This is a genomic window from Mesorhizobium sp. YC-39 (assembly GCF_025753795.1).
Lineage (GTDB): Bacteria > Pseudomonadota > Alphaproteobacteria > Rhizobiales > Rhizobiaceae > Mesorhizobium.
In genome coordinates, this window is record NZ_JAOWPS010000001.1 from 1722142 (window position 1) to 1745993 (window position 23852).

General features: G+C 62.7%; 23 protein-coding genes. 10 read left to right on the forward strand and 13 right to left on the reverse strand.

Features of this window, described 5'->3' with window-relative positions; translation table 11 throughout:
• The 4 genes from OHD62_RS08115 to OHD62_RS08130 all read right to left on the reverse strand — a co-directional run bounded on the left by OHD62_RS08115 (window position 1) and on the right by OHD62_RS08130 (window position 4678).
• A complete protein-coding gene (locus OHD62_RS08115; protein ID WP_263781959.1) occupies window positions 1-987 on the reverse strand; it encodes an ABC transporter permease in 987 nt (328 codons plus the stop codon).
• The gene (locus OHD62_RS08120) at window positions 975-2018 is read right to left on the reverse strand and encodes an ABC transporter permease (RefSeq protein WP_263781960.1); all 1044 of its coding nucleotides are present in this window, start codon (window positions 2016-2018) and stop codon (window positions 975-977) included. The genes OHD62_RS08115 and OHD62_RS08120 overlap by 13 nt, the downstream gene beginning before the upstream one ends.
• Window positions 2015-3589, reverse strand: a complete 1575-nt coding sequence (locus tag OHD62_RS08125; protein WP_263781961.1) for an ABC transporter ATP-binding protein — start codon at window positions 3587-3589, stop codon at window positions 2015-2017. Before OHD62_RS08125 ends, OHD62_RS08120 begins: the two co-directional genes overlap by 4 nt.
• An 84-nt stretch (window positions 3590-3673) precedes the next feature.
• Entirely contained in the window at window positions 3674-4678 is a 1005-nt protein-coding gene (locus tag OHD62_RS08130; protein WP_263781962.1) for a BMP family lipoprotein, read from the reverse strand.
• 251 nt (window positions 4679-4929) lie between these two features.
• Between OHD62_RS08130 and OHD62_RS08135 the strand changes: the two genes are divergently transcribed.
• Both OHD62_RS08135 and OHD62_RS08140 read left to right on the forward strand, forming a co-directional pair.
• Window positions 4930-5514, forward strand: a complete 585-nt coding sequence (locus tag OHD62_RS08135) for an amino acid synthesis family protein (protein WP_263781963.1) — start codon at window positions 4930-4932, stop codon at window positions 5512-5514.
• Window positions 5511-6095 (forward strand): amino acid synthesis family protein, encoded by a 585-nt coding sequence (locus OHD62_RS08140; protein WP_263781964.1) that lies wholly within the window; start codon window positions 5511-5513, stop codon window positions 6093-6095. Before OHD62_RS08135 ends, OHD62_RS08140 begins: the two co-directional genes overlap by 4 nt.
• Before the next feature lie 195 nt (window positions 6096-6290).
• Here OHD62_RS08140 and OHD62_RS08145 read toward each other — a convergent pair whose 3' ends face one another.
• Window positions 6291-6503, reverse strand: coding sequence for a hypothetical protein (locus OHD62_RS08145; RefSeq protein WP_263781965.1), 213 nt, complete (start codon window positions 6501-6503; stop codon window positions 6291-6293).
• 103 nt (window positions 6504-6606) lie between these two features.
• Here OHD62_RS08145 and OHD62_RS08150 point away from each other — a divergent pair, with 103 nt between their 5' ends.
• Window positions 6607-8133, forward strand: a complete 1527-nt coding sequence (locus tag OHD62_RS08150) for a winged helix-turn-helix domain-containing tetratricopeptide repeat protein (protein WP_263781966.1) — start codon at window positions 6607-6609, stop codon at window positions 8131-8133.
• A gap of 85 nt (window positions 8134-8218) precedes the next feature.
• Here the strand turns inward: OHD62_RS08150 and OHD62_RS08155 are convergent, their stop codons facing one another.
• Genes OHD62_RS08155 through OHD62_RS08165 form a run of 3 tightly spaced genes read right to left on the reverse strand, consistent with a single transcriptional unit; the run spans window position 8219 to window position 10700 of the window.
• The gene (locus tag OHD62_RS08155; protein WP_263781967.1) at window positions 8219-9406 is read right to left on the reverse strand and encodes an amidohydrolase family protein; all 1188 of its coding nucleotides are present in this window, start codon (window positions 9404-9406) and stop codon (window positions 8219-8221) included.
• Between the two features lie 42 nt (window positions 9407-9448).
• Window positions 9449-10006 (reverse strand): MarR family winged helix-turn-helix transcriptional regulator, encoded by a 558-nt coding sequence (locus OHD62_RS08160; RefSeq protein WP_263781968.1) that lies wholly within the window; start codon window positions 10004-10006, stop codon window positions 9449-9451.
• A 49-nt stretch (window positions 10007-10055) separates the two neighbouring features.
• Window positions 10056-10700 (reverse strand): cysteine hydrolase family protein, encoded by a 645-nt coding sequence (locus OHD62_RS08165; RefSeq protein ID WP_263781970.1) that lies wholly within the window; start codon window positions 10698-10700, stop codon window positions 10056-10058.
• Window positions 10701-10934: 234 nt separating this feature from the next.
• On the opposite strand from OHD62_RS08165, the gene OHD62_RS08170 reads away from it, so the two are divergent.
• Together OHD62_RS08170 and OHD62_RS08175 are read left to right on the forward strand one after the other, a co-directional pair.
• Window positions 10935-11789, forward strand: coding sequence for an NAD-dependent epimerase/dehydratase family protein (locus OHD62_RS08170; RefSeq protein ID WP_263781971.1), 855 nt, complete (start codon window positions 10935-10937; stop codon window positions 11787-11789).
• The gene (locus OHD62_RS08175) at window positions 11786-12592 is read left to right on the forward strand and encodes an SDR family NAD(P)-dependent oxidoreductase (protein ID WP_263781972.1); all 807 of its coding nucleotides are present in this window, start codon (window positions 11786-11788) and stop codon (window positions 12590-12592) included. Before OHD62_RS08170 ends, OHD62_RS08175 begins: the two co-directional genes overlap by 4 nt.
• A 59-nt stretch (window positions 12593-12651) precedes the next feature.
• Here the strand turns inward: OHD62_RS08175 and OHD62_RS08180 are convergent, their stop codons facing one another.
• From OHD62_RS08180 to OHD62_RS08200, 5 genes are all read right to left on the reverse strand, one after another.
• Entirely contained in the window at window positions 12652-13722 is a 1071-nt protein-coding gene (locus tag OHD62_RS08180) for a Gfo/Idh/MocA family protein (RefSeq protein ID WP_263781974.1), read from the reverse strand.
• A 1-nt stretch (window position 13723) separates the two neighbouring features.
• A complete protein-coding gene (locus tag OHD62_RS08185) occupies window positions 13724-14575 on the reverse strand; it encodes a carbohydrate ABC transporter permease (RefSeq protein ID WP_263781975.1) in 852 nt (283 codons plus the stop codon).
• A gap of 41 nt (window positions 14576-14616) precedes the next feature.
• A complete protein-coding gene (locus tag OHD62_RS08190; RefSeq protein WP_263781976.1) occupies window positions 14617-15546 on the reverse strand; it encodes a carbohydrate ABC transporter permease in 930 nt (309 codons plus the stop codon).
• Window positions 15543-16487 (reverse strand): sugar phosphate isomerase/epimerase family protein, encoded by a 945-nt coding sequence (locus OHD62_RS08195; RefSeq protein ID WP_263781978.1) that lies wholly within the window; start codon window positions 16485-16487, stop codon window positions 15543-15545. Before OHD62_RS08195 ends, OHD62_RS08190 begins: the two co-directional genes overlap by 4 nt.
• Before the next feature lie 104 nt (window positions 16488-16591).
• Window positions 16592-17938, reverse strand: coding sequence for an extracellular solute-binding protein (locus tag OHD62_RS08200; protein ID WP_263781979.1), 1347 nt, complete (start codon window positions 17936-17938; stop codon window positions 16592-16594).
• 413 nt (window positions 17939-18351) lie between these two features.
• Between OHD62_RS08200 and OHD62_RS08205 the strand changes: the two genes are divergently transcribed.
• From OHD62_RS08205 to OHD62_RS08225, 5 genes are all read left to right on the forward strand, one after another.
• Window positions 18352-19380 (forward strand): proline racemase family protein, encoded by a 1029-nt coding sequence (locus OHD62_RS08205; RefSeq protein ID WP_263781980.1) that lies wholly within the window; start codon window positions 18352-18354, stop codon window positions 19378-19380.
• 93 nt (window positions 19381-19473) lie between these two features.
• Window positions 19474-20058 carry a DUF1349 domain-containing protein gene (locus OHD62_RS08210; RefSeq protein WP_263781981.1) on the forward strand — a complete coding sequence of 195 codons (585 nt, stop codon included), beginning with the start codon at window positions 19474-19476 and terminating at the stop codon, window positions 20056-20058.
• The gene (locus OHD62_RS08215) at window positions 20051-21130 is read left to right on the forward strand and encodes a Gfo/Idh/MocA family protein (protein ID WP_263781982.1); all 1080 of its coding nucleotides are present in this window, start codon (window positions 20051-20053) and stop codon (window positions 21128-21130) included. The genes OHD62_RS08210 and OHD62_RS08215 overlap by 8 nt, the downstream gene beginning before the upstream one ends.
• A gap of 113 nt (window positions 21131-21243) precedes the next feature.
• The gene (locus tag OHD62_RS08220) at window positions 21244-22155 is read left to right on the forward strand and encodes a dihydrodipicolinate synthase family protein (protein ID WP_263781984.1); all 912 of its coding nucleotides are present in this window, start codon (window positions 21244-21246) and stop codon (window positions 22153-22155) included.
• Between the two features lie 188 nt (window positions 22156-22343).
• Window positions 22344-23843, forward strand: a complete 1500-nt coding sequence (locus tag OHD62_RS08225) for an aldehyde dehydrogenase family protein (RefSeq protein WP_263781985.1) — start codon at window positions 22344-22346, stop codon at window positions 23841-23843.
• Window positions 23844-23852: the final 9 nt, after the last annotated feature.

Here is a 23852-nt window from a genome sequence, read left to right on the forward strand (position 1 = left end):
TCATGAGGGATGTTTGCCGCCTGGCTCGATATTCTTGTCGGTCGACAGCAATCTCTGCATCGAAGCCAGCGTCTCGGTGATGATTTTTGGTCGCGCGCGGTAGGACAGCGCGAACAGCGCCGTGAGCGCCACGACATAGGGCACGGTGAGAACCAGATAGGACGGATAGCCGAATGTCTGCAGGCGCAGCGAAAAGGCATCGGCGAAGCCGAACAGCAGGCAACCCCACAGCACCTTCAGCGGATCGCCATTGGAGAAGATCAGGATGGCGACCGCCATGAAACCGCGGCCCGAAGACATATTTTCGGTGAACATGGTGATATAGCCAAGCGACAGATGCGCGCCGGCAAGGCCCGCCAGCAATCCGCACAGCAGCGAGGCGGTATAACGGACACGCGTGATCGAGATGCCGAGCGCCTCGGCGGCTTCGGGTTTTTCGCCGACGACGCGGATATAGAGCCCGAGACGGGTGCGGTTGTAGAACAGCACCAGCAGCGGCACCGCGATGAAGGCGACATAGACGATCGGCGTGAAGCCGGAGATCAGTGGCGCCCATGAGCCGAGAACGGCGCGGGCGCCGGGCAGCTGGACTTTCGGCAGGCCGACGATACCGTGGCCGACGATTGAGCCGCGCGTGCCGAAGATCGCCTTCATCAGCGAGATCGTCATGCCGCCGGCAAGGATGTTGAGCGCCAGCCCGACCACCACTTCATTGGCCCGGAAACTCACCACCAGGACGGCGAAGACCAGGGCGAAGGCGAGCGCGGCCGCGACGCCGCAGGCCACGCCGGCGAATGCCGAACCCGTCCAGATCGAGCCGATGACGGCGAAGAAGGCGCCGGCAAGCATCTGGCCTTCGAGCCCGATGTTGAAGATGCCTGCCTTGGTGGTGAACGAGCCGCCGAGCGCGACCAGAAGAATGGGCGCGGTGGTCCGCAGCGTCGCCGCGATCAGCGCGACATTGACGAGCTTGTCTAGAATTTCCATCGCCGCTCCCCGGCCTGGCTGTCGCCGCGGCGCTTGACCAGAACCTGCGCCGACACGCTGAGGATGATCAGCGCCTGGATCACGGTGATGATCTCGCGCGACGCGCTGGTATCGACCTCGAGCAACAGCGATCCGCTGCGTAGCGCGCCGAAGAACAGCGCGGTGAAGATGGTGGCGACCGGCGAGCCGTTGGCGAGCAGCGCGGCGATCAATCCATCGAAACCGAAACCGGGAGCGAAGCCCTCCATGAACCGGTGATGGACGCCGAGCGTTTCGATGCCGCCGGCCAGGCCGCCAACGGCGCCCGAAAGGAGCAGGACGACAAAACCCTGTCGTTTCACGTTGACGCCGCCATATTCGGCGAATTTCGGCGCCGAGCCGACCATCGTCACGCCGTAGCCCCAACTGGTGTAGCGGAAGATCAGGGCCGCGCCGAGCGCCAGCACCAGACCGATGACCAGCCCCCAGTTCAGCCGCGAAAAGCTGAAGAGTTCCGGCAGATAGGCGGTCGCCAGGATCGGCGGCGTCTCCGACCAGCCACCTGGCCGCTTGAATAGGAAGATGGTGAAATAGGAGGTGAGCAGCACCGCGACGTAGTTCGACAGGATCGTCGAGACGACCTCATTGGTGTTGTAGCGGGCGCGGAAATAGGCGGGGATCGCGACCCAGGCAGCACCCGCCACGACCGCAAGCGCCAAAGCCGCCAGCATGTGAATGCCGGGAGGCAGGGCAAACGCGAAGCCAACCCAGGCGGCAGCGAAGCCGCCGAGGAAAAGCTGGCCCTCGATGCCGACATTGAACATGCCGCCGCGCAGGCCGATGCAGGCCGCCACGCCGCAGATCAGGATCGGCGTCGTCTGCAGCAAGGTGCCGGCGATCTTCTCCTGGTCGCCGAAGGCGCCGCGCAGCAGCGTCATCAAGACACGCACCGGGCTTTCGCCGACGAGAAGAATGATGATCGCACCCAGGATCAGCGCCACGGCGATGGCGATGATCTGGCCGGAAACCTCACGCAAGCGATCCCTGATCATGCCGGCTCCGCAGCGCGTTCGGGCGCGGCCACGCCTGCCATCATCATGCCGATGCGATCCTCGTCGGCGCCATCGCCGGCGACCTCGCCCATGATCCGCCCGTTGAACATCACCAGGATGCGGTCGGCAAGGGCGGCAAGTTCGTCGAGCTGCACCGATATCAAAAGGATGGCGCGGCCGGCGGCACGCTGGCGCATGATCTCGTCATGGATGGCCTCCTGTGCGCCGATGTCGACGCCGCGCGTCGGCTGATCGATCAGCAGGAAATCGGCGCCGTTGGTGAATTCGCGTGCCAGCACGACCTTCTGGATGTTGCCGCCTGAAAGCCGCTTCACGGCATCGCCCGGTCCCTGCGCGCGAATATCGAAATCCTTGATCAGCCTGGAGGCATTCTCGCTGATGGCGGTCCAGTTGAGCACGCCGCTGCTGCTCCATGGTGCACGGTGCTGCCGGCCCATCAGCATGTTTGCCGCAATCGATGCGTTGCGGTCGACACCGCGCACCATCCGGTCGCCTGGAACATGGGCAAGACCGGCTTCGCGGATTTCCCTGGGCGAAAGCGCGGCAAGGTTCTGGCCCTTCAGCCGGGCCGCGCCATGGCTTGCCGGCCTGAGTCCCGAAAGCACCTCCGCCAGTTCCGTCTGGCCATTGCCGGCCACGCCGGCGATCCCCACGACCTCGCCGGAGCGGACCGTGAAGCTGACATTGCGCAGCGCCGGCAGCCGCCGGTCATCGCGCGCCCACAAGTCCTCGACTTGGAGCACCACGTCGCCTCGCGACGGCGCACGCGGCCGGCGGTCGAAGCTGACCTCGCGGCCGACCATCATGCGCACCAACTCGTCCTTGCTGAGCTCGGCCGTCGGGCGCGTCGCCACCTTCTTGCCATTGCGCAGCACCGTCACGGTATCAGAGACCTCCATCACCTCTTCCAGATGGTGCGAAATGAAGATCACCGTCATGCCTTCCGCCACGAAGCTGCGCAGCGTCTGGAACAGTTCGCGGCTCTCTTGTGGCGTCAGCACCGCGGTCGGCTCGTCGAGAATGATGGTGCGCGCGCCGCGCACCAGCACCTTCAGGATTTCGATGCGCTGCTCGATGCCGACCGAGAGCAGTCCGACGCGCTCGGTCGGATCGACCTGCAGCCCGAACCGCTTGGACAGTTCGCGCGTGCGCGCGATCTGCGCGGCGTGGTCGATCAGCCCATGGCGGCGGATCTCCATGCCGAGAAAGACGTTGTCGGCGACCGAGAGCGAGGGAACCAGCTTGAAATGCTGATGCACCATGCCAAGGCCGGCCTTGATGGCGACGGCTGGATCTGTGACCACCGTCTCCTCGCCATTCAGTCGGATTGAGCCTTCATCGGGTTGCAGCAGGCCGAACAGGATGTTCATCAGCGTCGTCTTGCCGGCGCCGTTCTCGCCGATGATGGCGTGGATCTCGCCCCGGCGCACGGCAAGGTCGATGGCGTTATTGGCAACAAACGCGCCGAAACGCTTGGTGATGCCCGTCAGCGCGACGGCCATCTCGGCTTTCATGTGAAGGGTCGGCGACCCCAGCGCGTTCGACACCATGGCTCTCGCAGATTGAAGGCTGATCCACCGCAAGTCGCAGCAGACCAGCCTGGCGCTTTCTTGGGAGGATGCGCTGTTGTCGTCTTACTTCGCCTTGGCGATCTCGATCTTGCCGTCGAGGATGCCCTTCTTGATCTCGTCCAGCTTGGTCGTCACGTCGGCCGGGATCGTCGGAGCGATGTCATCGCAGACCTTGACCTCGACGCCGCCCGAAGCGAGGTCGAAGGTGCGGGTGCCGGCGGTGACCTTACGGCCCTCGACCTCGTCCTTGATCAGCGTGTAGACGGCGATATCGCCGCGCTTCAGCATGCTTGCGAGCACGTTCCCGGGAGCCGAGCCGCACATGTCGATGTCGACGCCGATCGAATATTTGTCGGCCGCCGCGCTCGCCTGCATGACACCTTCGCCCGTCGGGCCGGCGACGTTGTAGACGATGTCGGCGCCCTGGCCGTAAAGCGCCTGGGCAAGCTCGCTGCCCTTGGCCGGATCGTCGAAGGTGCCGGCGAAGACCGAATTCACCTTCACATCGGGCGCGGCATATTTGGCGCCTTGCTCGTAGCCGCCGAGGAAGTTGCGGATCACGGGAATGTCGCGGCCGCCGACGAAGCCGATCGCCTTGCCGTCACCGATCTTGGGAAACTCGCTGCCCTTGGCCTCGATCATGCTGGCCAGCGCGCCGGCGACGAAGGATCCCTGTTCTTCCGCGAAATTGGCATAGATCATGCTGGGATTGTCGAGCACGCCGTCGATGAACACGAAGCGCTGGTCGGGATATTCCTTGGCGACCTTCTGCAGCGAATCCACCAGTTCCCAGCCCATCACGAAAATGAGGTCGTACTGCTTGGCCTTGGCGAGGTTCTCGAATTGCTCTTCGTAGTCGAGTGCGCGGTTGCCGGTGTCGACCAGTTTGAGGTCGATGCCGAAATCGGTCTTGGCCTTGTTGAGACCGTTGACGATGGAAACACCAAAGCCCTGTGCGAAATATCCCGAGATCGCGGCGATGGACACCTTGTCCTGTGCCGCGGCGGATCCGAACGAGATGGCAAGCATCGTGCCGGCCATGAATAAACTCTTGAGCGCCCTTTTCATGTCATTCCCCTTCAGCTTTTTTCAGCTTTTGAAGCCACGCCTTGACCATCCGCGCATAGTGCCGAGACAGCGGCTATTTTCGTTGATGGTCATATGAGTTTATGAGCGGCCCGGCAGGCTGTCAATCGCCCTATGAGGCAGTTTCGTTGTGCCTTTTTTCGCTTGCCTGATGTCGAAGCTTGACAAATGGCGGCCGGGGATAATTGTTGATACTCTAACGAGTTAGCAAATGACGGGAAGAGAGAGCGAACATGCCGGCTGTGGTCGTCAGGAAATTTCTGGTTCAGGTCGAGGAGATATTTCATGAGGGCGGCCCGGTTGCTGTGCGGCCACTCAAACGCGGCGCGGTCGTCGCCGTCATCGCCAACCCCTTTGCCGGGCGCTATGTCGAAGAGATCACCGGCTTCATGGACGATCTGAAGCCGCTCGGTCTCGATATGGCTCGACGCCTGATCGACGCCATCGGCGACGGCGCCTCGGCTATCGAAGGCTATGGCAAGGGCGCCATTGTCGGTGCTGCCGGCGAACTCGAACACGGCGCGCTCTGGCACAATCCGGGCGGCTACGCGATGCGCGAGCTGCTCGGAAACGCCAGGGCGATCGTGCCCTCGACCAAGAAGGTCGGCGGCCCCGGCACCCGGATCGACATCCCGATCACGCACATCAATGCCTCTTATGTGCGCAGCCATTTCGATGCGATCGAGGTCGGCATCACCGACGCGCCGCGCGCGGACGAAATGGCGGTCATCCTGGCGATGACGACCGGTGCACGCGTTCACGCGCGGGTGGGTGGCCTCGCCGCCGCCGACATCAAGGGCGAGGACGGATTGCGATGAGCGCAGAAATCCGCCGGATCATCACCATCGTCGAGGAAACCCTGAGCGAAGGCGGCCGTCCCGTCGATCCGCCGACCCGCCGTGCGGCGGCTATTGCGGTGATCCGCAACCCCTATGTGGGCAACTACGTCGAAGACTTATCCGCGTTGAGCGACATCGGCGAAGAACTGGGCGAGATTTTGCCGAAGCGCGCGGTCGCGGCCCTCGGCATTCCCGGCGATCGGGTCGAAAGCTTCGGCAAGGCAGCCGCGGTCGGCGCCGACGGTGAGCTGGAACATGCCGCCGCCATCCTTCATCCCAAGCTCGGCGCTCCGTTCCGCGACGTGCTCGGCAAGGGCGCGGCGCTCATTCCCTCGTCGAAGAAGCGGGGCGGCCTCGGCGTGCCGCTCGACATCCCGCTCGGCCACAAGGATGCGGCGCGCGTGCGCAGCCATTTCGACGGCATGGAGGTTCGCGTGCCCGACGCGCCGCGTGCCGACGAGATCGTCGTCGCCATCGCCGTGACCGATTCCGGCCGGCCGCATCCGCGCGTCGGCGGACTGACCAAGGACAAGATCGTCGGCAAGGACGGCATCAGCTAATGCATGTCGCGCAAAAGCATGCCCTCGGGCTTGACCCGAGGGTGTGCAGCGGTTTTGCGATAACGATATGCGTAAGACAACGACCTGAAGCGCGTCGCATGAGGCCGGTCAAACGCGACGCGCTTTACGGCGCCAAAGCAGATATCCCACGGTGACTAGAAACTTGCACTGAACCACTCGGCGAGGACTTGCAGGTCACCAGCTGGGATCTCGGCCTTCGAGATCATCGTCCGGGACGACCTGCGGCTGGCCACGGAGACTGGTGCAGGGGGCCAGATAGGCCATTTTGAATGCGTCGCCCATCACACCGCATATGGCGTTGAGTGTTGGGCCGATTGCAAGCCTCGGAAAGCTTAGCCGCGGCAGGTTAAGGCGTCGGATCGGGGTGGTGGTGGAGACGTCAGCCATCGTGTCCTCCTGTGACGGTCAGAATGACACCGCTTCCCACTCAGGTCCTTGGCTCGGACCTGAAGAGTCCTGAACGACCCTGAAGTTCGCCTTCAGGACCGTCTTGGATTATCTTGCCCGCGAGGGATGGGTTCTTGGGCCAATGGACTTGGAGTTTGGGAACTATCGTCTGAAACGAGCCGAGCGGCTGCTGCTGGGGCCGAAAGGGCCGGTGGAGCTTTCGGCTCGTTCCTTCGACATCCTTGCAATGTTGCTCGATAGGCCAGATGAGGTGATTGGCAAGACCGAACTTTTCGATGCGGTCTGGCCCGGCGTGGTGGTGGAGGAGAACACGCTGCAGGTCCACATTTCGGCGCTCCGAAAGCTGCTGTCCGCCGAGATGATCGCAACCGTGCATGGTCGCGGCTATAAATATGCTGGTCCCAGGCCCTTTGTGGCTATGGCAGAGGCTACAGCACCGTCCAGAGCGTCCATCGCCGTTCTTCCCTTCGACAACATGAGCGGCGACCAGGAACAGGACTATTTCAGCGACGGGATAACCGAAGACATCATCACCCAGCTTGGCAAGTTCCGGGAGTTTCTGGTCATTGCGCGGAACTCTTCTTTCCAGTTCCGTGGCAAGGCGAATGACGTGGCCGAGGTGGCGAAAAAACTTGGCGTCCAGTACGTCGTCGAAGGCAGCGTGCGGAAGATCGGCAACCGGGTGCGGGTCACCGTGCAGCTGATCGACGCATCTTCAACAGCTCACATCTGGGGCGAGCACTACGACCGTGAACTCGATGACATTTTCGCGATCCAGGACGAAATCACCCAGATGATTGCAGCCCGCCTGGCCCGGCAGGCCAGAACCGCGATTGCATCGCGCGCCAGGGACCGGCCGACGGACAACATGTCGGCCTATGAATTCTACTTGCGAGCCCTGCAACTGGCGGCCGTCTATGACGCGGCGCACGAAGCGGAACCGTTTCTGCGCCAGGCGGTAAAGCTCGATCCGCGGTTTGCTGCTGCCCACGCCATGCTCGGCGTTGTCGAGACCCTCAAGTTCTTCTGGGTCTACTACAATCCAGATTATCTGCATCCCGCACTGGAGATGGCAAAAACCGCGTTGCAGCTCGACCCCGACGAGGCGTACGGCCATCTCGCGACCGGCTTTGCTCTCTTGTACTTGCGCCAATTCAGGCAGGCTGAAATCAGTCTTGACCGTGCGGTTGCCCTCAATCCGAATGATCCGTTCATTCTTAGTATCCGTGCGCTTTTCCTCAATTACACGGACAGGCCGGATGAGGCGCTTGTTGAAATAACCGAAGCCCAGCGCCGCGACCCATACGCTGTGGGATGGTATGACGACTTTCGCGGCATCATACTGACCACGGCTGGACGATATCGCGAGGCAATTGCCTGCTACGCGAAAATGGCTGCTGTACCGCGGTGGTCGCTCGTTCGTCTTATCGTCTGCCATTCCGAACTCGGCGAAATCAAGCAAGCGCAAGACACCCTGGCAAAAGTCAAGGCACATTATCCCGGACTACGCCTTGACGAGATCGTTGATGCGGAAGTGGACTACTATGAGGATCCCGCAGTGTGCAGCCGTTATCGCGCGATCCTGCAGCGTGTTGACAGGCAAGAATAAGCTTCACCACGACAGAATTTCGTCACCCCGGGATGAACCTCCGGTCACCCAGGGATGACCTCCGGTCACCCAGGGATGACTTCCGTCACCCAGGGATGACTTCGGGCACGCGCATTGCCGGTGGGGTGTTGCGACTCCGGCCGGTTCGCGCCACGCCGTCGATGACGACCATTCCAATGCCCGGAAGGTTGCCCTGCGCCACGCTGTCGAGCAGTCCGTCGCCGGCGCCGCCGATCGCCTGATCCATGAAGACCAGGTCGGCGGCGCGGCCGACCTCGATCATGCCGCGATCATGCAGTCCGCGCACGCGCGCCGTGTTGCCGCTGGCAAAGCAGAATGCCACTTCCGGCGCGACGCCGCCCAGCGACGCCAGCATGGTCAGGGTCCGCAATATGCCGAGCGGCTGCACGCCGGATCCGGCCGGGCTGTCGGTACCAAGCACGATGCGCGAAAGTTCGCCGCGCTCTTTGGCAAGGTCCAGCACGAACAGGCCGGTGCGCAGATTGCCGTTGTGGACGATTTCCAGCGCCCGCGAGCCCTTCTCGCAGATCTGTCGGATTTCCGCTTCGGGCAGGGCCGTTGGTCCGCCGTTGACGTGGGCGACAATGTCGGCATCGACCTCAAGCACGGTATCGGCGCCGATGCGGCCGGAGCCGGGCAGCGACGGCCCGCCGGTATGGGTCATCGAGGTCATGCCGTATTTGCGTGCCCAGGCGATCATCTGTCGGCCGGTCGGCCCGTCCTTGACGCCACCAAGACCAACCTCGCCGATAAGTGCCACCCCGGCCTCGGCAAGGTAGCGAAAATCCTCTTCTGTCAGGCCGGGTTCCAGGATTGGCGCACCGGCCAGGATCTTCATGCCGTTCGGACGAAAGTTCGAGAAGGTTCGCTGCGCCGCAATGGCCAGCGCCTTCAACCCGACCAGGTCGCGCGGCCGGCCAGGCGTATGAACCTCGCCCGCCGAGATCATGGTGGTGACACCGCCATGCACGGTCGAATCCATCCAGCCGATCTGGTTCTGCCGCGGCGTCCAGTCGCCCGCCACCGGATGGACGTGATTGTCTATCAGTCCGGGGACGACCGCCGAGCCGCCGGCATCGATGACGGTGTCGGCCGCGCCGATGTCAAGCGCGTCGGCTTTGCCGAGGGCGGTGATCTTGCCATCGACGGCGACGATCGTGTCGGCGTCAAGGATCGGCCGGCCGAGATCGCCGGAAAGCATAAGGCCGATATTGCGCACGACAAGCGTGTTGGGTTTCGGGTCGGGCGACATCGGCACCTCGTCTGTTATTCCTGGAAGTCGTTGGGACGCGAATTATTTCCCGCCGTCGCCATTCGACGGATCGTCGTCATTGATGCGGTTGAGCAGGCGAAGCAGCGTCGCCTGTTCGGCCGGCGAAAGCGGCGACAGAAACCGCCGTCCGACCTCGACGCTGCGTTCGAGCCGGTCGAGCGTGTATTTGGTTCCCAACTCGGTCAGCGCGATCATCGACAGGCGCTGGTCGGTGTCGGAAGCGCTGCGGGTGATCAGCCCATGCTTGAGAAGCTTGCGCACAACGATGCTGATGGTCGACGGGTCCATCGCGGTCAGCCGTCCCAAATGGTTCTGCGAGACCTCGCCCTGCTTGAGGATCGTGGCGAGTGCCGCGAATTGCGTTGGCGAAAGGTCTTCGCCGGCCATCACCTGCTGGAAGCGCAGCGTCGCGCGCTGATGCGCCCGACGGATCACGTGCGCCGGATGACGATCCAGTTCGTAGCCGGTCTTGGCGTATCGCTGCAGCACCTGCTCGCGGCTCAGCGGCTTGGCGTCGTCGCCCGATCCCTTGGGCGCCGCTGCTCCGCTTTCGGGTTGCGATTCGATTTCAGTCTTCACGCCGCACTCCTGTCGCCGCTGTCTCGGATGCCGCAGGCTCGAAAGACGTTCAAGCCGCGACTTCAGTCGGTTGAAGCGACGCCCCGTCGCGAAGGGCCGCGACGACGCTTGCCGAATCGCTGACCACGCCGAAATGCGTTGCTATGTCGTAAAGCGAACTCTCCTGCTCGCGCGGTCCCGTCGCCGCACAGCAATCGCTGGGCACCACCACTTCATAGCCCTGGAAAAAGGCGTCATGGACGGTCGAGCGCACGCAGATATTGGTGACCACGCCGAAGATGACCAGTTGATTGACCTGCATGTCTTTGAGCGTCAGGTCAAGGTCGGTCTGGAAAAACGCCGAGTAGCGTCGCTTGATCAAGTGGATTTCATCGTCGCGGGCGCCGAGATCCTCGATGATTTCAGGGCCCCAAGTGCCCTCGAGGCAATGTGGCGTGCGCTTCACCCATTCGCGTTCGCGGCGCATGCCGGCCCGGTGGGTATCGTGCACCCAGATCACCGGCACGCCGCCGGCGCGCGCGGCCTCGATGATCGCCAGTTGCGGCGCGACCAGCACCTCATATCCCGGCAACACCATCGCGCCGCCGGGCTTGCAGAATTCATTGACCATGTCGATGACGATAATCGCTGCGCGTTGCGGATCAAGGCGCATCGCGTCATCGTGCCGATGCGAGGAAAAGACGTCCACGGGCATGGCGAGCTCCTTTGGTCGATCGTTGATACTCATACAAAAAACCGTTGCGGATGCCAAGTCAATCCCGTTCAAAGCAAAGCCGGTTGCCGAATCTGCGCAAGCCGTGCCGACAAGGGCTTACGCCGATTTCCGCCGCGAAAATGGCGTTGACAAGGGGATGCGATCATGTGTTCGATTTGTATGACCATCAATGATATTCAAATTCGCCGGACTTGCCGGGCCGAGGGCTGAGACATGAGGACAATCGTTACCGGATCGAGCGGCCTGCTTGGCCGTCATGTCGCGGCGGTGCTTGTCGCAGCTGGTCGTGATGTGACGGGCATCGATGCCGTTGCACCTGATAAAGTGGCATGGCGGCATGTAACCGCGGACTTGACCGATCTTGGCTCAACGCTGCAATTGGTGCGCGATTGCGACGCGGTGATCCATGTCGCGGCCATCCCGCGCCCGACCGGGCGGGCCGGCGGCGAGGTGTTCAAGACCAATATCGCGACCGCCTACAATGTCGTCGAGGCGGCTGCCATGGCCGGTGCCAGGCGCTTCGTCTACGCATCTTCCTTCAGCGTTTTCGGCTATCCTTTCTTCGAGAAGACCGTGCGTCCACCCTATCTGCCGGTCGACATGAACCATCCCGTCGGCGCGCAGGATCCTTACGCCCTGTCGAAATGGCTCGGCGAGGAGATTGTCGACGCCGCCGTGCGCCGCGGCGCTTTTTCAGCCATCAGCATCCGCATGCCCTGGATTCAGACGCCGGAAACCTTCTTTGCCGGCGTCGGCCCACGCCGTGCCACCGCCGACAGTGCCCGAGACCTGTGGGCCTATCTCGATGCGCGCGACGCGGGGCAGGGCTTCCTGCAGGCGTTGGAATGGAAAGGCGAGGGCCATCTCCGCGTCCTGCTCAGCGCCGCCGACACTTTCATGGAAGAGGAAACCGGGCCGCTGCTGCGCCGGGTCTACCCGGACGTCCCGCTATCGCGGCCGATCGCCGACCATGGCGCCGTGCTCGATATAGTCCATGCGCGCGAAACGATCGGTTTCGAGGCAAGCCATTCGTGGCGCTCCTATCCCCAGCCGGAGTCTGGAAAATGAAGCGATTCGACGAAAAATGCGTGCTCGTCACCGGCGGCGCAGGGGCGATCGGCAGTGCGGCGGTAGGGCGTTTCCTCGACGAAGGCGCACGGGTCGCCATTGTCGACCGCAACGGGGCGGCGGCGCAGAGGCTGGCCGAGTCTCTCGGTCAGCACGCAATCGCCATCGAAGCCGATGTGACCGATGAGGCAGACGTGCGGCGCGCCGTCGAAACGACCGTCGAGGTCTTCGGCGGGCTTGATGCCGTGTTCAACAATGCCGGCATTTCCGGAGTCGTCGCTCCTGTTCACGAACTGCCTGTCGAGGACTGGGACACCATCATCCGCATCAATCTGCGTGGCATGTTCCTCGTCCTGCAGGCATCGCTTCGGGCAATGATCGAGGCCGGCAATGGCGGCTCGATCGTCAACATGGGTTCGTCCATGGCCGGCTGGGACGTGCTTGCGGGCGGCGCCGGCTATGTCGCCTCCAAGCATGGCGTGGTCGGGCTGACGCGGGTCGCCGCGCTCGATGCCGCGCCCTACGGCATACGGGTGAACGCCATCTGTCCGGGCGTGATCGAGACGACGCTAGGCGTGCCCGCAAGTGGCGATGGCGATTTCAAGAGCAGCGTTCAGCATTTCGCCGACCGCATCCCGCTGCGCCGCATCGGCCAACCCGACGATGTCGCCGCGGCCGTGGCCTTCCTCGCCTCCGACGAGGCCTGGCATGTCACCGGCGTGGATTGGCTGATCGACGGCGGCCAGACCTTGCAGAGCTGGGCCAACGCGCCGGCTGGCGGCGCGTTTCCGAAATTTCGCTAAAGCAATTCCAGGAAAAGTGCGTAGCGGTTTTCCGTCCGGAATTGCTTAAAAACAAACACTTAGAGCCTCTTCGGCGGCATTGCCTGGATGATCTGGACGGCAAGGTCTAGATCGGCGAGACCGCCCGAAAGCGGCGTTCGCAGTTTTGCGCCGGTCCGGATGCAGTCGGCGAAATGCAGCCATTCGCGCCGGAACGCAGTGTCGGGAATGCCCGGCAGCACGCGTTCGGATGCCGTCTCGCCGGCCGCTTCGCGCACCCGCACGATGGCCGAGGCGTTGCGGAAATAGGGGTTCTGGAAATCGATCCGCACCTCCTCGCGCTCACCATGGACATGGATCCATTCGTCCCACCATTCATATTGGGCGAGCGCCATGTCGAAGAGGCAGGGAATGCCGTCATAGTCGAGCACGGCGAGCAACTGGTTCGGGCCGGTCTGCTGTGCGTGCACGACGCGGCTCGGCGTGCCGAAGGCACCACGCATGACGGCGAGATCGTGGCTGCTGAGGCCGAGCAGCAGCAGATAGAGGTCGCGGTAGCCGGCATGGTCCGGCCCCAGCGCCGCCTCGACACGCCGTGCGACGGCATCTCGCCCCGCTGCGAGCAGATCGGCCGGCACGTCGGCGATGCGGGTCTGCGTGTAGAGCTTGCCGTAGCGGTCGAAGCGGCCGGCGAAATCATGGACATGGATCGACTTCGGCCTGCCGATGGCGGCGATGCGCTCGAGGCCGACCTCATAGCCGGGATCGTAAAATTTCATATAGCCGACAAGAGCGACGAGGCCGCTGCGTTCGGCCTGTTCGACCAGCGGGCGTGCCTCTTCGGGTGTGAAGGCTAGCGGCTTTTCGACAATCAGATGCTTGCCGGCGCGGATGGCGTCGGCAACCATCTCGCCATGGTCGTAGGTGCAGATCACCACGGCATCGACATTCGGGTCAGCAAGCAGCGCGCGATGGTCGGTGTAACGAGCCGCGACACCATAATGCTCGCCGACCTTGTCGACCGTGCCGGGCGAGATGTCGCACAGCGCGGCGATGCGAAACGCCGGCAATTCCTGGAGATAAGGCAAGTGCATCAACTGGGCGATCTCGCCGCAACCGATAACGCCGACGCCAATAACGCGATCCTGCATGTCAACCCTTAACCGCGCCGGCCGTCAGGCCGGCGATGAACTGCCGTTGCATGGCGATGAAGACGACGATCACCGGCAGTGTCGTGATCGTCAACGCTGCGAAATAGAGCGTCCAGAGCGAGTCATATTGCTGGAAGAAGCTGACGAGCCCGAGCGGAATAGTCTGCACGGACGGGTCGCGCAGCAAGAGGAAGGCGAGGAAGAAATCGTTCCAGATCTCGATGAAGCCGAAGATCAGGATCAGCGCCACGCCCGGCCGGATCAGCGGCAGCATGATATGGATCAGGATCGCCAACCGGCTGGCGCCATCCACGCGCGCGGCGTCTTCGAGGTCGGCCGGAAGCGTTATGAAGAAGCTGCGCAGGATGAAGACCGACAGCGGCAATGACGTCGCGGCGTAGACGAAGGCAATGCCGAGCCGGTTGTTGATCAGGCCGAGATCGCGCGCCACCATGAACAACGGAATGGCCATGACTTGCGGCGGCACCAGCATGGCCGCCACGGCCACTGCCAGCACAAGGCCGCGTCCGGGAAAACGAAGGCGCGCCAGCGCATAGGCGCAGGGTGTCGCCACGGCCACCAGGATGATCAATGCCGAACCGGTGACGAAAACACTGCTGACGATGCGCGATCCCATGCCGGCGATGCGCCAGGCATCGACATAGTTCTGAAACACCAGGCTCGATGGCGGTCCCCAGATGTTGCTCAGCATTTCCTGCTTGGTCTTGAGCGAGCCGAACAACACCCAAAGCAGCGGGTAGATCGTCTCCAAGAGCACAAGCACGAGCGCGGCATAGATGCCCACAAGTTCGAGAATGCCGCGCGCGCCGAGGCGGCGACGATGGCTGGCCATGCCACTGCCGAGGGAAAGAGAAGGGTTGGCCGCGCCGCTCATCAGACGTCAAGCCTTTGCCGCCGCATCAAGGCGAGCAGTCCGACGCTGGCCAGTCCGACGATCAGGAAGAGCACATAGCCGATCGCCGCGGCATAACTCATGGCGCCGTCCTGGAAGGCCTTGCTCATCATATAGGTGAGCACGACCTCGGTGGCGTGGTTTGGGCCGCCTTTGGTCAGGACATAGACGATGTCGAAGTTGCGCACAAAGGCGCCCGAAAGACCGAGAATGGTGTTGATGAAGACGATCGGCATCATCATCGGCAAAGTGACATGCCAGAAGCGCTGGACCGGTCCCGCGCCGTCCATCTTCGCGGATTCGTAGAGTTCCGACGGAATCGTCTGCAGGCCCGCGAGATAGATCACGGCGTGGAAGCCGAGCCATTTCCAGACGTCGACGACGATGATTGAGTAGAGCGCGATATTGGCGTCGCCGAGCCATGATTGCTTCAGCCCGCCGAGACCGAACAGATCGAGCGCCCCGTTGAGCAGCCCGAAGACCGGATTGTAGATCCAGGACCAGAGCAGTCCGACAGCGACGAAGGACATCGTCACCGGGATGAAGGCGGCGGCGCGAAAGAAGGTGCGGCCGACGAGCGCCCGGTTGAGAAGCAGCGCCAGTCCGAGGCCCAGCACGTTTTTGAGCACGACAACGGCGACGACGAAAATCAGATTGTTGCGCAGCGCGCCGAGGAAGATGCGGTCATACGCGAGGCGCTGATAGTTCGAGAAGCCTGCCCAGGTCGGGTCGGAAAACCCGTCCCAATTGTGCAGGCTGAGCCAGAAACCGTTGACGAAGGGCCAGAGGTAGAACAGACAAAAGAGGATCGCGGCAGGCAGGATCATGACGAAGGCGACCGCGCCATCGCCTGCAAGGAAGCGCCCGAAACGGCTCGCGGAAGGAGCCGCCTCTTGCGGTCGCGTGCTCATGCGGCGGATTTCTTCGCGGTCTTCGGCGTCAGCACAAGCCCGAGCGTGTTGCTGATATAGGCGATGCTTTCCAGCGTGCTCTGCTCGGCCGTCTTCTTCGAAGCATCCAGTTCGATGATGGCCAGCCCATCATAGTTCGCGTCGAGCAGCACATCGACGATGCCGGCAAGGTCGACGACACCTGCACCGAGCTCGCAAAAGGCGCCGTAGCGGTCATAGCCTTTCAGCGCCGGATCGACCTTGGTGTCCTTGAAATGCATGTAGCGCACGGCCGAGATGTAGGTCCTGACCGCATCGACCGGATCGGAATTGGTATGAGCAAGATGCGCCGGATCGATGCAGAGGCCGGCAAGGTCAGTATCCAGTTCATCCATCATCCGGTCGAGCTGGTCGCGGCGTTCGATGAAGGTATCGAGATGGGGATGATAGACCGTTTCGATGCCGAGGTCCTTGGTCCGTCTGCCGATATCCTCGAGCGCGCGGCAAAAGGCGCGGTAGTCGTCGGCCGTGTGAGGCCCGGCAATGGCTTCCGATGGACCGCCGCCCAGAACCAGCACCGGTGAGCCGAAGCCCTTCAGCATCCTGGTCAGTGCGACAAGCACATCGCGCTCATAGGGCCAGGCGACAGGGTTGGTGAAGATCGCGTTGACATAGAAGGAGGAGAGCTTGATGCCGTACTCGCTCTGGCCTTCCGAAAGCAGCGCGTAGCGCCGCAATATGTCGGTATCGGTGGTGACCCCCATCGGTGCCTGGTTGCCGAGCTGCATGTATTTGCGGGCGTATTGGTCCGAGAGGCTGGTGAAGGCGAGGATCTCGAACCAGCCGAAACCCTGATCGGCCAGGAACTTGATGGCCGGCCTGAGCGGAAGGCCGGTCAGGTCCCAGCTGTTGAGGTGATAGCCGATCGAGAAGCGCTGCCGCTCAGCGCGATTTTTCGTCATGTCCCTGTCTCCGGTAAGGGAGGCAGCCCGAGACGGGGCAACCTCTGTTTCTCATACCTGGCGCATCAGCTCGGGCGGATGCGCGCACTCGCCTGCAGGCGAGCTCACTTGGGTGGCCAGTTGCCCTGAGCCTTGAGGTCGTCGAAGGTGGTCTGGATCGAGGCCGCGGCATCCTCTGGCGTCGTCGTGCCGCCGACGATGCCGGCGATTGCCGAGGCGGTGGCTGTCGCGACTTCCGATGGCCAGATCCAGTCGAGGAACTTGATCGTGCTCGGGAAGGCTTCCTTGCGCAGCTCGACGGCATAGGCATCTTCGACCTGCGGCACGCCCTTGATCGAGGCCGCGATCGGCTGCTCCGGCGCAAGATAGAGCGTCGCAACCTCGGGCCGGGTCAGATAGTCGATGAATTTGATGGCCGCATCGAGTTTCTCGGGCGGGATCGACGAGGCCACGCAGATACCGTTGTCGGCGCCGCCGCCATGGCCTGGCGCGCCCGGCGTTCCCTCCATTTTCGGAAAGGCGAAGACGCCCCATTTGAAGTCCTTGACGCTCGTCTGGAGCGACGGAATTTCCCAGGTGCCGCCATAATACATGGCGCTCTTGCCGGCGGCGAAGGCCGCGCGCATGCCGTCCTGGTCGACGGATAGCGAATCCTTGGAGAGGATGCCGTCATCGACCCATTGCTTGATCAGCTTGAATCCTTCGACATCAGGCGCATCGGTGAATTTCGCCGTGCCTTCCAGGTTCTTCTGGGTCTTGCCGATCGGATCGCCCGAGGCCTGCGAAAAGGTCTCGAAATACCACATCGGCCACATCACGGTGTTCGAGCCCTGATGCAGCAGCGGGATCACGCCCGCGTCCTTGAACTTCGGCACCGCCGCCTTCAGGTCCGCATAGGTCGGTGGCACCTCGATGCCAAGCTTCTGAAAGAGGTCGACATTGTAGAAGATCGTCGATGTCGACAGGGTGGAGATGGGAACGCCGTAGACCTGGCCATTGATCGTGAAGGCGCCAAGTGCTGCGGCATCGATCCTGTCCTGGAACGGCTTGATCTTGTCGGTGATCGGCATCACCAGCTTGCGCCTGGCATAGGCGCCATTGGTGTAGAAAGCCGGGCAGGCGATCAGGTCCATTTCCTGGTTGGCAAGCTTGGCGGTCATCAGCCGCTGGATGGAATCGGTCTGCGGCCCCTGCGCGTCCCACTCCACCGCCGCGACATCGGGATTGGCTTTGAGGAAACCGTCAATGACCTCTTGCTGGATCTTCTTCTGCTCGTCCGGCGGTTGCCGCGGAGCGAGCTGGTCGAGGGCCGAACCGCCGAAAACCTTGAGGATGATCCCGTCGGCATGGGCGATGCCGGGTAGCGTGATCAGGCTCAGGCTGAGCAGCGCGGTAGCAAGGACGGCGGGGCTTTGTTTTGAACGATGGGTCACTCTCTGCTGAACGGGCATCTGGCTCTCCTTTACGCCAATGCCGAGGGGCAACCTCGGGACCAAGATCGTTGATGGTCATATGATCTTGGTCGCCTGTTTAGAATTTTGTCAATCGGGTAGATGTGCCTGTTGTTTGATCAATTCTCGGAGCAGGAGTCGGTAAATACGCGCGCAGATTGCCGCGCCGGACGGTCGCCTCGTCCGGTTGTCCAATCTCGCCTCCTTCCGGCGATCACCCGGCCGGCCGAAAACGCTGTTGGATGGATGTTGACAAAAAACCAGTGCGCCATTAATCCGTATATTGGATGCAATTTGAAAACCCTTGCATGGCGAAACGTCGGCACGATGTGATGGCGGCGGGCTCGCTGGCAAAGAACTTGCTCGGGTCATGACCACCGACATCCGCGTCGTAAATCTGAGGATGCCCGCCGATGAACCTGGATCGCGTCATTACCGTCGTCGGAGCCCATGCCGAGGGCGAGGTGGGCCGGGTGATAACCGGCGGTGTCCTGCCGCCACGTGGGGCGACGATGTTCGAGCGCATGGAGAATCTGGAACGCGACAGCGCATGGCTGCGCAACATGCTGCTGTTCGATCCGCGCGGCAGCGTCAACGCGGCCGTCAACCTGATTACGCCGCCCATACGCGCCGATGCCGATATCGGCATGATCGTCATGGAGTCGGACTACTTCGTGCCGATGTCGGGTTCGAACCTGATCTGCACGGTCACGGTCGCCCTCGAGGCAGGCATGATCCCGATGCGTGGCGCCAAGACCATCGTCAGGGTGGACACGCCGGCCGGCCTGGTCGAGGTCGAGGCGGATTGCAGCGGCGGCAAGTGCCGCCGCATCACATTCCGCAACATCCCGTCCTTCGTCATGCATCGCGACCGGATGGTCGAGGTGCCCGGGATCGGGTCATTGCGGGTCGGTGTCGCCTATGGCGGCATGATCTACTGCATTGTCGATGCCGAGGATGTCGGCGTGACGCTGGCCCGCGACGAGGCGCGCGACCTGATCGAACTGGGCGAGCGCATCAAGGCCGCCGCTGCCGAACAGCTTCCCTCGATCCATCCGGAAAACCCGTCGATCAACACCATCAACCAGACGGAATTCGCCGGCCCGTTGCGGATCATCGATGGTGTGAAGACCTCGAAGAACGCCGTGGTCGTTTCTCCCGGCCGGCTCGACCGCTGCCCCTGCGGCACGGGAACCTCCGCGCGGATGGCCTTGCTGCATGCGCGCGGCGATCTCGCTGTGGGCGAGAAGTTCCGGCACACCTCGATACTCGACACCGTCTTCGATTGCTGCATCGTCGAGACGGCCGTGGCCGGCAATGTGCCCGCGGTGGTTACCGAGGTTTCCGGGCGCGCCTGGCTGACCGGAGTGAGCCACTACGGGGTGGATCCGGAGGATCCCTTCCCCGAGGGCTACCGCCTGTCGGACACCTGGTTCAGGTAGCCGCAGATGTAGGCAACCGCCGACGCATTTAGTCGGCTAATCAGACCGCGCAAGACCGATCACGCAACACGAACCGGACAGGCAAGCAAGCCGATGACGACAGCACCGAATACCGATCTGACCTGGCTCAACCCGCCGCCGCACCACGCGTTCTCCGACAGCACGCTGTATGTGCGCACCGGCAGGGAGACCGATTTCTGGCGCGAGACATTCTACGATTTCTGGCGCGACAACGGCCACTTCCTCTATCGCCCGGTCGAGGGCGACTTCAGCGCCGAGGTCACGGTCAAGGGCGACTACAAGGTGCTCTACGACCAGGCCGGATTGATGATCCGGCTGAGCGAGACGCACTGGGTCAAGGCCGGCATCGAATACACCGACGGGCTGATGTATTTCTCCGTCGTCGTCACCAACGACGCGTCCGACTGGTCGCTGGTCAGCATTCCGGCCAGTCCGGACGGCATCAGGATCCGCTTGACCCGCCACGCCGAAGCGATCCGCGTCCAGTATCTGGACGTCTCCGACGGCCACTGGAAGCCGGTGCGGCTTGCCTATTTCCCGCCCTCGAAAACGGTCGATGTCGGCATGATGTGCTGCTCGCCGCAACGCGAGGGCTTCGAGGTCACGTTCAGCGATTTTTCGGTCGGCCCGGCGATTTCGAGGGAACTCCATGACTGAGGCGCCCCAAGCGATGCCGGCCGCGGGCCGCGCGCGTCGAGATGCGGGCAAGGTCCGCTGGGCAATCGTGGGAGCAAGCCAGATCGCGCGCTCTTGGGTCGCCAAGGCGATCCAGTCCGTGCCGGATGCGGAACTGGTGGCGATCGTCAGCCGGAGTGCTGCTCGTGGCCGTGCATTCGCCGACGGTCTCGGGATACCAGTATCCGCGACCAGCCTCAAATCGCTTCTCGCCGAAACCGCGATCGATGCAGTCTACGTCTCGACCAACAATGACAGGCATTGCGACGACACGCTCGAGGCTGCGGCGGCGGGCCTGCATGTGCTTTGCGAAAAGCCGCTCGGGTTGACGCTAGCCGACGCCGTCAAGATGGCCAGGGCCTGCGACCGCGCCGGCGTCGTCCTGGCAACGAACCATCATATGCGTGGCGCGGCGACGCACAGGGCGATCCGCGACCTGGTGCTGACAGGTCGGATCGGCCGGCCGCTCGCCGCGCGCGCGATGTATTGCGAGTACTTGCCCAAGGAACTGCAGACCTGGCGTACGAAGGATAAGGAACAGGGCGGCGTCATCTATGACCTGACAGTGCACAATGTCGATGTCCTGCGCTTCATCCTTGCGGACGAACCGGTCGAGGTCATGTCGATGAAGGCGAGCAGCCTGATCGGCGAGAATGGCGTTGAGGACCAGGTGCAGTCCATCGTCCGTTTTGCGTCCGGGCTGATCGCCTACATGCATGAGGGCCAGGTCTTTGCCCATCACGAAACGGCGCTCGAGGTCCATGGCACCGAAGGGTCGATCTATGGCCGGGGCATTCTGGATGAGGCGCCGGTTGGTCGTGTCTATCTTCGCCGCGGCATGGAGATGACGGAAATCCCGGTCGAACCTGCCAACCTCTACGCCGCAACGATCGCCCGATTCAACGCGGCAGTGCTTCATGGCGAACAACCGGCGGCGACGGGTTGGGACGGGGTTGCCTCGCTGGCAACGGCACTGGCGGTGAGACGCTCGGCGCAAGAGGGACTGCGCGTGCCGGTGCCATTTTTCCAGGGAAGTCCGGTCATTCCCGCATGACCTCGCTGCATTTGTGGTGTCGGGGGCAAGGCGGATTTCACGATGGACTTTTGGATAGAATATTGTAGATTGGATACATTATTGCGAAAGCCAGTCCAAGGAGAGACCAGACGATGACGCATTGGCAGGGGGTATTCCCGGCGGTTACGACCAAACTCGACCAGGACGGTTCGATCAATCTCGAAGCGACACAGGCAAGCATCAACCGACTGATCGACAACGGCGTTTCGGGCATCATCGTCCTGCCGATGCTGGGCGAGAATGCCTCGTTGCTGCCGTGGGAGAAGGAAGCCGTCATCCGCGCCGCCAGGGAAGCCGTCGCCGGGCGCGTGCCGCTTCTCTCCGGCCTTGCCGAGATATCGACCGCAGGTGCGGTTGCCGGCGCGCGCGCCTTCCAGGATCACGGTGCCGAAGGCCTGATGGTATTCCCGAGCCTCGGCTACAAGACCGACCCGCGCGAGACGGCCGAATGGTACAAGGCGATCGCCGGCGCCAGCGACCTGCCGATCATGATCTACAACAACCCGATCGCCTATGGCGTCGACGTCACGCCCGCCATCCTCAAGATGCTGGCCGATTGCCCGACCATCGTGGCGGTCAAGGAAGAGACCGGTGACGTGCGCCGCGTCACCGACATGTTCATCGCACTGGGCAATCGCTTCGATATCTTCTGCGGCGTCGACGACCAGATCGTCGAAAGCATGTCGCTCGGCGCTACCGGCTGGGTTTCGGGCATGACCAATGCCTGGCCGAAGGAATGCGTTCAGCTCTTCAACCTGTGCGCGGCCGGCAACTTCGCCAAGGCGCGCGACCTCTACCGCATCCTGACGCCGTCCTTCCACCTCGATACGCATGTGAAGCTGGTGCAGTACATCAAGATGGCCGAGCACCTTGTCTACGGCGCGCCTGAATGGACCCGGGCGCCGCGATTGCCGCTGGCTGGTGAGGAACGCGAGCGCGTCATCGCCACCATCAAGGCGACGATCGCAGAGCTCAAGCAGACGCAATCGCGCCGGGCTGCCTGATCCGAGGGATGCTCAGGTTACCACCGGAAAATCCGCATCGCCGGTTGCGCTTTCGAGAGGTCGCCGCCGGCGGATGCGCCAGAGCATGATCCCGAAAAGTGGAATCCGGTTTTCGGAAAAGATCATGCTCAAACAAGGGATAGAGCCCCGATTCAATCGGGATGGAACAGGCTCTAGGGACGGATTGCATGCATAGAATTCCCACATTCGGCGCGTCCGACCTGAAGCAGGTCCGCGAGACGGCGCGGCGGCTGGATTCGGCCTGGATCGGCGGCGGCTTTTCCCGCGACAGCGGCTCCGACGTAAGAGACATCATGTCTCCCTTCGACGGCGAGACGATCAGCGAAGTCGCCTTTGCCAGCGAAAGGCAAGTGGATCTTGCCGTGCAGGCCGCCCGCGCGGCGCTGAAGGCGGATTGGGGCACGATGGGGCACGAAGGACGCGCGGCGTTGATCCGTGCGCTGGCGGACGCCGTCGAAAAGAATCGGCTCGAACTGGCGCTTCTCGAAAGCCTCGATGTCGGCAAGCCGATCCTGCATTCCTATAATGACGATGTGCCGACGACGGTCGGCGTGCTGCGCTGGTATGCCAGCCTGACGGAGACCGCCTATGATCTCAGCCCTGCACGCCGCAAGGGCGTGCTCAGCCAGATCGTGCGCGAGCCGCAAGGCGTGGTCGGCATCGTCCTGCCTTGGAACTACCCGCTGACCACGCTGGCGCTGAAGATCGGTCCGGCGCTGGCCGCCGGCAACACCGTCGTCTGCAAGCCGGCCGACGATACACCGCTGACTACGCTGCGGCTGGCCGAGCTCGCGATCGAAGCGGGGTTCCCGGCCGGCGTCATCAACGTCATACCGGGCACCGGCGCGGTTGCCGGAAAGGCGCTGGGTCTGCATGATCATGTTTCGGCGATCAACTTTACCGGCTCGACCGCCACCGGACGGCGCTTCCTGCACTATTCCGCCGATTCGAACCTGAAGGAAATTTCGCTGGAATGCGGCGGCAAGAATCCCGCCATCATCCTGCCCGACGTCAAGTCGCTCGACCGTTTCGCCGATGACATCTCGACCGGTTTCCTGATGAATTCCGGCCAGCTCTGTTCATCCATATCGAGGGTGCTCGCGCCGCGCGCGCTGGAAGGCGGTCTTCGCGACATGCTCGCCGCCAAGATGAAGCAATGGCCGATCGGCGATCCGTTCGATCCGGCCACGCGCATCGGGCCGCTGGTCAGCGACGCCCACGCGGCCAAGGTCAATCGCGCCATCGACACCGAGAAGCATCGCAACAATGATTTCAGCGCCTCGGCAGCCGAAACGACGGGCGCATCGCCACGCCTGGTCGAGCCGGTCGTGTTCTTCAACGTCGCCGAAAGCGCCGATGCCTGGACAGAGGAAGTTTTCGGCCCGGTACTCTCGGTCAGGTTCTACGACGATCTAAGCAGTGCCATCCGCAGCGCCAACGACACGCAATACGGCCTCAGCGCCTATATCTTCGGCGGGGATCCGGATGCCATTCGCGAGGCATCCACTGCGCTCGATGCGGGTTTCGTAGCGATCAACGCTTTCTGCGAAGGCGATTTCAGCACACCGTTCGGCGGCTTCAAGACCTCCGGCTTTGGCGGCAAGGACAAGGGCATTCATTCACTCGACCAATATTCCCGGACCAAAAGCATCTGGTGGGCGACATAAAAGCTGCCT

Bases quoted from the DNA above. Each gene is read 5' to 3' on its own strand.
- OHD62_RS08125 (WP_263781961.1), bottom strand. From the start codon at position 3,589: ATGGTGTCGAACGCGCTGGGGTCGCCGACCCTTCACATGAAAGCCGAG.
- OHD62_RS08140 (WP_263781964.1), top strand. From the start codon at position 5,511: ATGAGCGCAGAAATCCGCCGGATCATCACCATCGTCGAGGAAACCCTG.
- OHD62_RS08225 (WP_263781985.1), top strand. From the start codon at position 22,344: ATGCATAGAATTCCCACATTCGGCGCGTCCGACCTGAAGCAGGTCCGC.
- OHD62_RS08135 (WP_263781963.1), top strand. From the start codon at position 4,930: ATGCCGGCTGTGGTCGTCAGGAAATTTCTGGTTCAGGTCGAGGAGATA.
- OHD62_RS08220 (WP_263781984.1), top strand. From the start codon at position 21,244: ATGACGCATTGGCAGGGGGTATTCCCGGCGGTTACGACCAAACTCGAC.
- OHD62_RS08130 (WP_263781962.1), bottom strand. From the start codon at position 4,678: ATGAAAAGGGCGCTCAAGAGTTTATTCATGGCCGGCACGATGCTTGCC.
- OHD62_RS08155 (WP_263781967.1), bottom strand. From the start codon at position 9,406: ATGTCGCCCGACCCGAAACCCAACACGCTTGTCGTGCGCAATATCGGC.
- OHD62_RS08195 (WP_263781978.1), bottom strand. From the start codon at position 16,487: ATGACGAAAAATCGCGCTGAGCGGCAGCGCTTCTCGATCGGCTATCAC.
- OHD62_RS08215 (WP_263781982.1), top strand. From the start codon at position 20,051: ATGACTGAGGCGCCCCAAGCGATGCCGGCCGCGGGCCGCGCGCGTCGA.
- OHD62_RS08205 (WP_263781980.1), top strand. From the start codon at position 18,352: ATGAACCTGGATCGCGTCATTACCGTCGTCGGAGCCCATGCCGAGGGC.
- OHD62_RS08200 (WP_263781979.1), bottom strand. From the start codon at position 17,938: ATGCCCGTTCAGCAGAGAGTGACCCATCGTTCAAAACAAAGCCCCGCC.
- OHD62_RS08170 (WP_263781971.1), top strand. From the start codon at position 10,935: ATGAGGACAATCGTTACCGGATCGAGCGGCCTGCTTGGCCGTCATGTC.
- OHD62_RS08175 (WP_263781972.1), top strand. From the start codon at position 11,786: ATGAAGCGATTCGACGAAAAATGCGTGCTCGTCACCGGCGGCGCAGGG.
- OHD62_RS08185 (WP_263781975.1), bottom strand. From the start codon at position 14,575: ATGGCCAGCCATCGTCGCCGCCTCGGCGCGCGCGGCATTCTCGAACTT.
- OHD62_RS08165 (WP_263781970.1), bottom strand. From the start codon at position 10,700: ATGCCCGTGGACGTCTTTTCCTCGCATCGGCACGATGACGCGATGCGC.
- OHD62_RS08120 (WP_263781960.1), bottom strand. From the start codon at position 2,018: ATGATCAGGGATCGCTTGCGTGAGGTTTCCGGCCAGATCATCGCCATC.
- OHD62_RS08115 (WP_263781959.1), bottom strand. From the start codon at position 987: ATGGAAATTCTAGACAAGCTCGTCAATGTCGCGCTGATCGCGGCGACG.
- OHD62_RS08190 (WP_263781976.1), bottom strand. From the start codon at position 15,546: ATGAGCACGCGACCGCAAGAGGCGGCTCCTTCCGCGAGCCGTTTCGGG.
- OHD62_RS08145 (WP_263781965.1), bottom strand. From the start codon at position 6,503: ATGGCTGACGTCTCCACCACCACCCCGATCCGACGCCTTAACCTGCCG.
- OHD62_RS08210 (WP_263781981.1), top strand. From the start codon at position 19,474: ATGACGACAGCACCGAATACCGATCTGACCTGGCTCAACCCGCCGCCG.
- OHD62_RS08180 (WP_263781974.1), bottom strand. From the start codon at position 13,722: ATGCAGGATCGCGTTATTGGCGTCGGCGTTATCGGTTGCGGCGAGATC.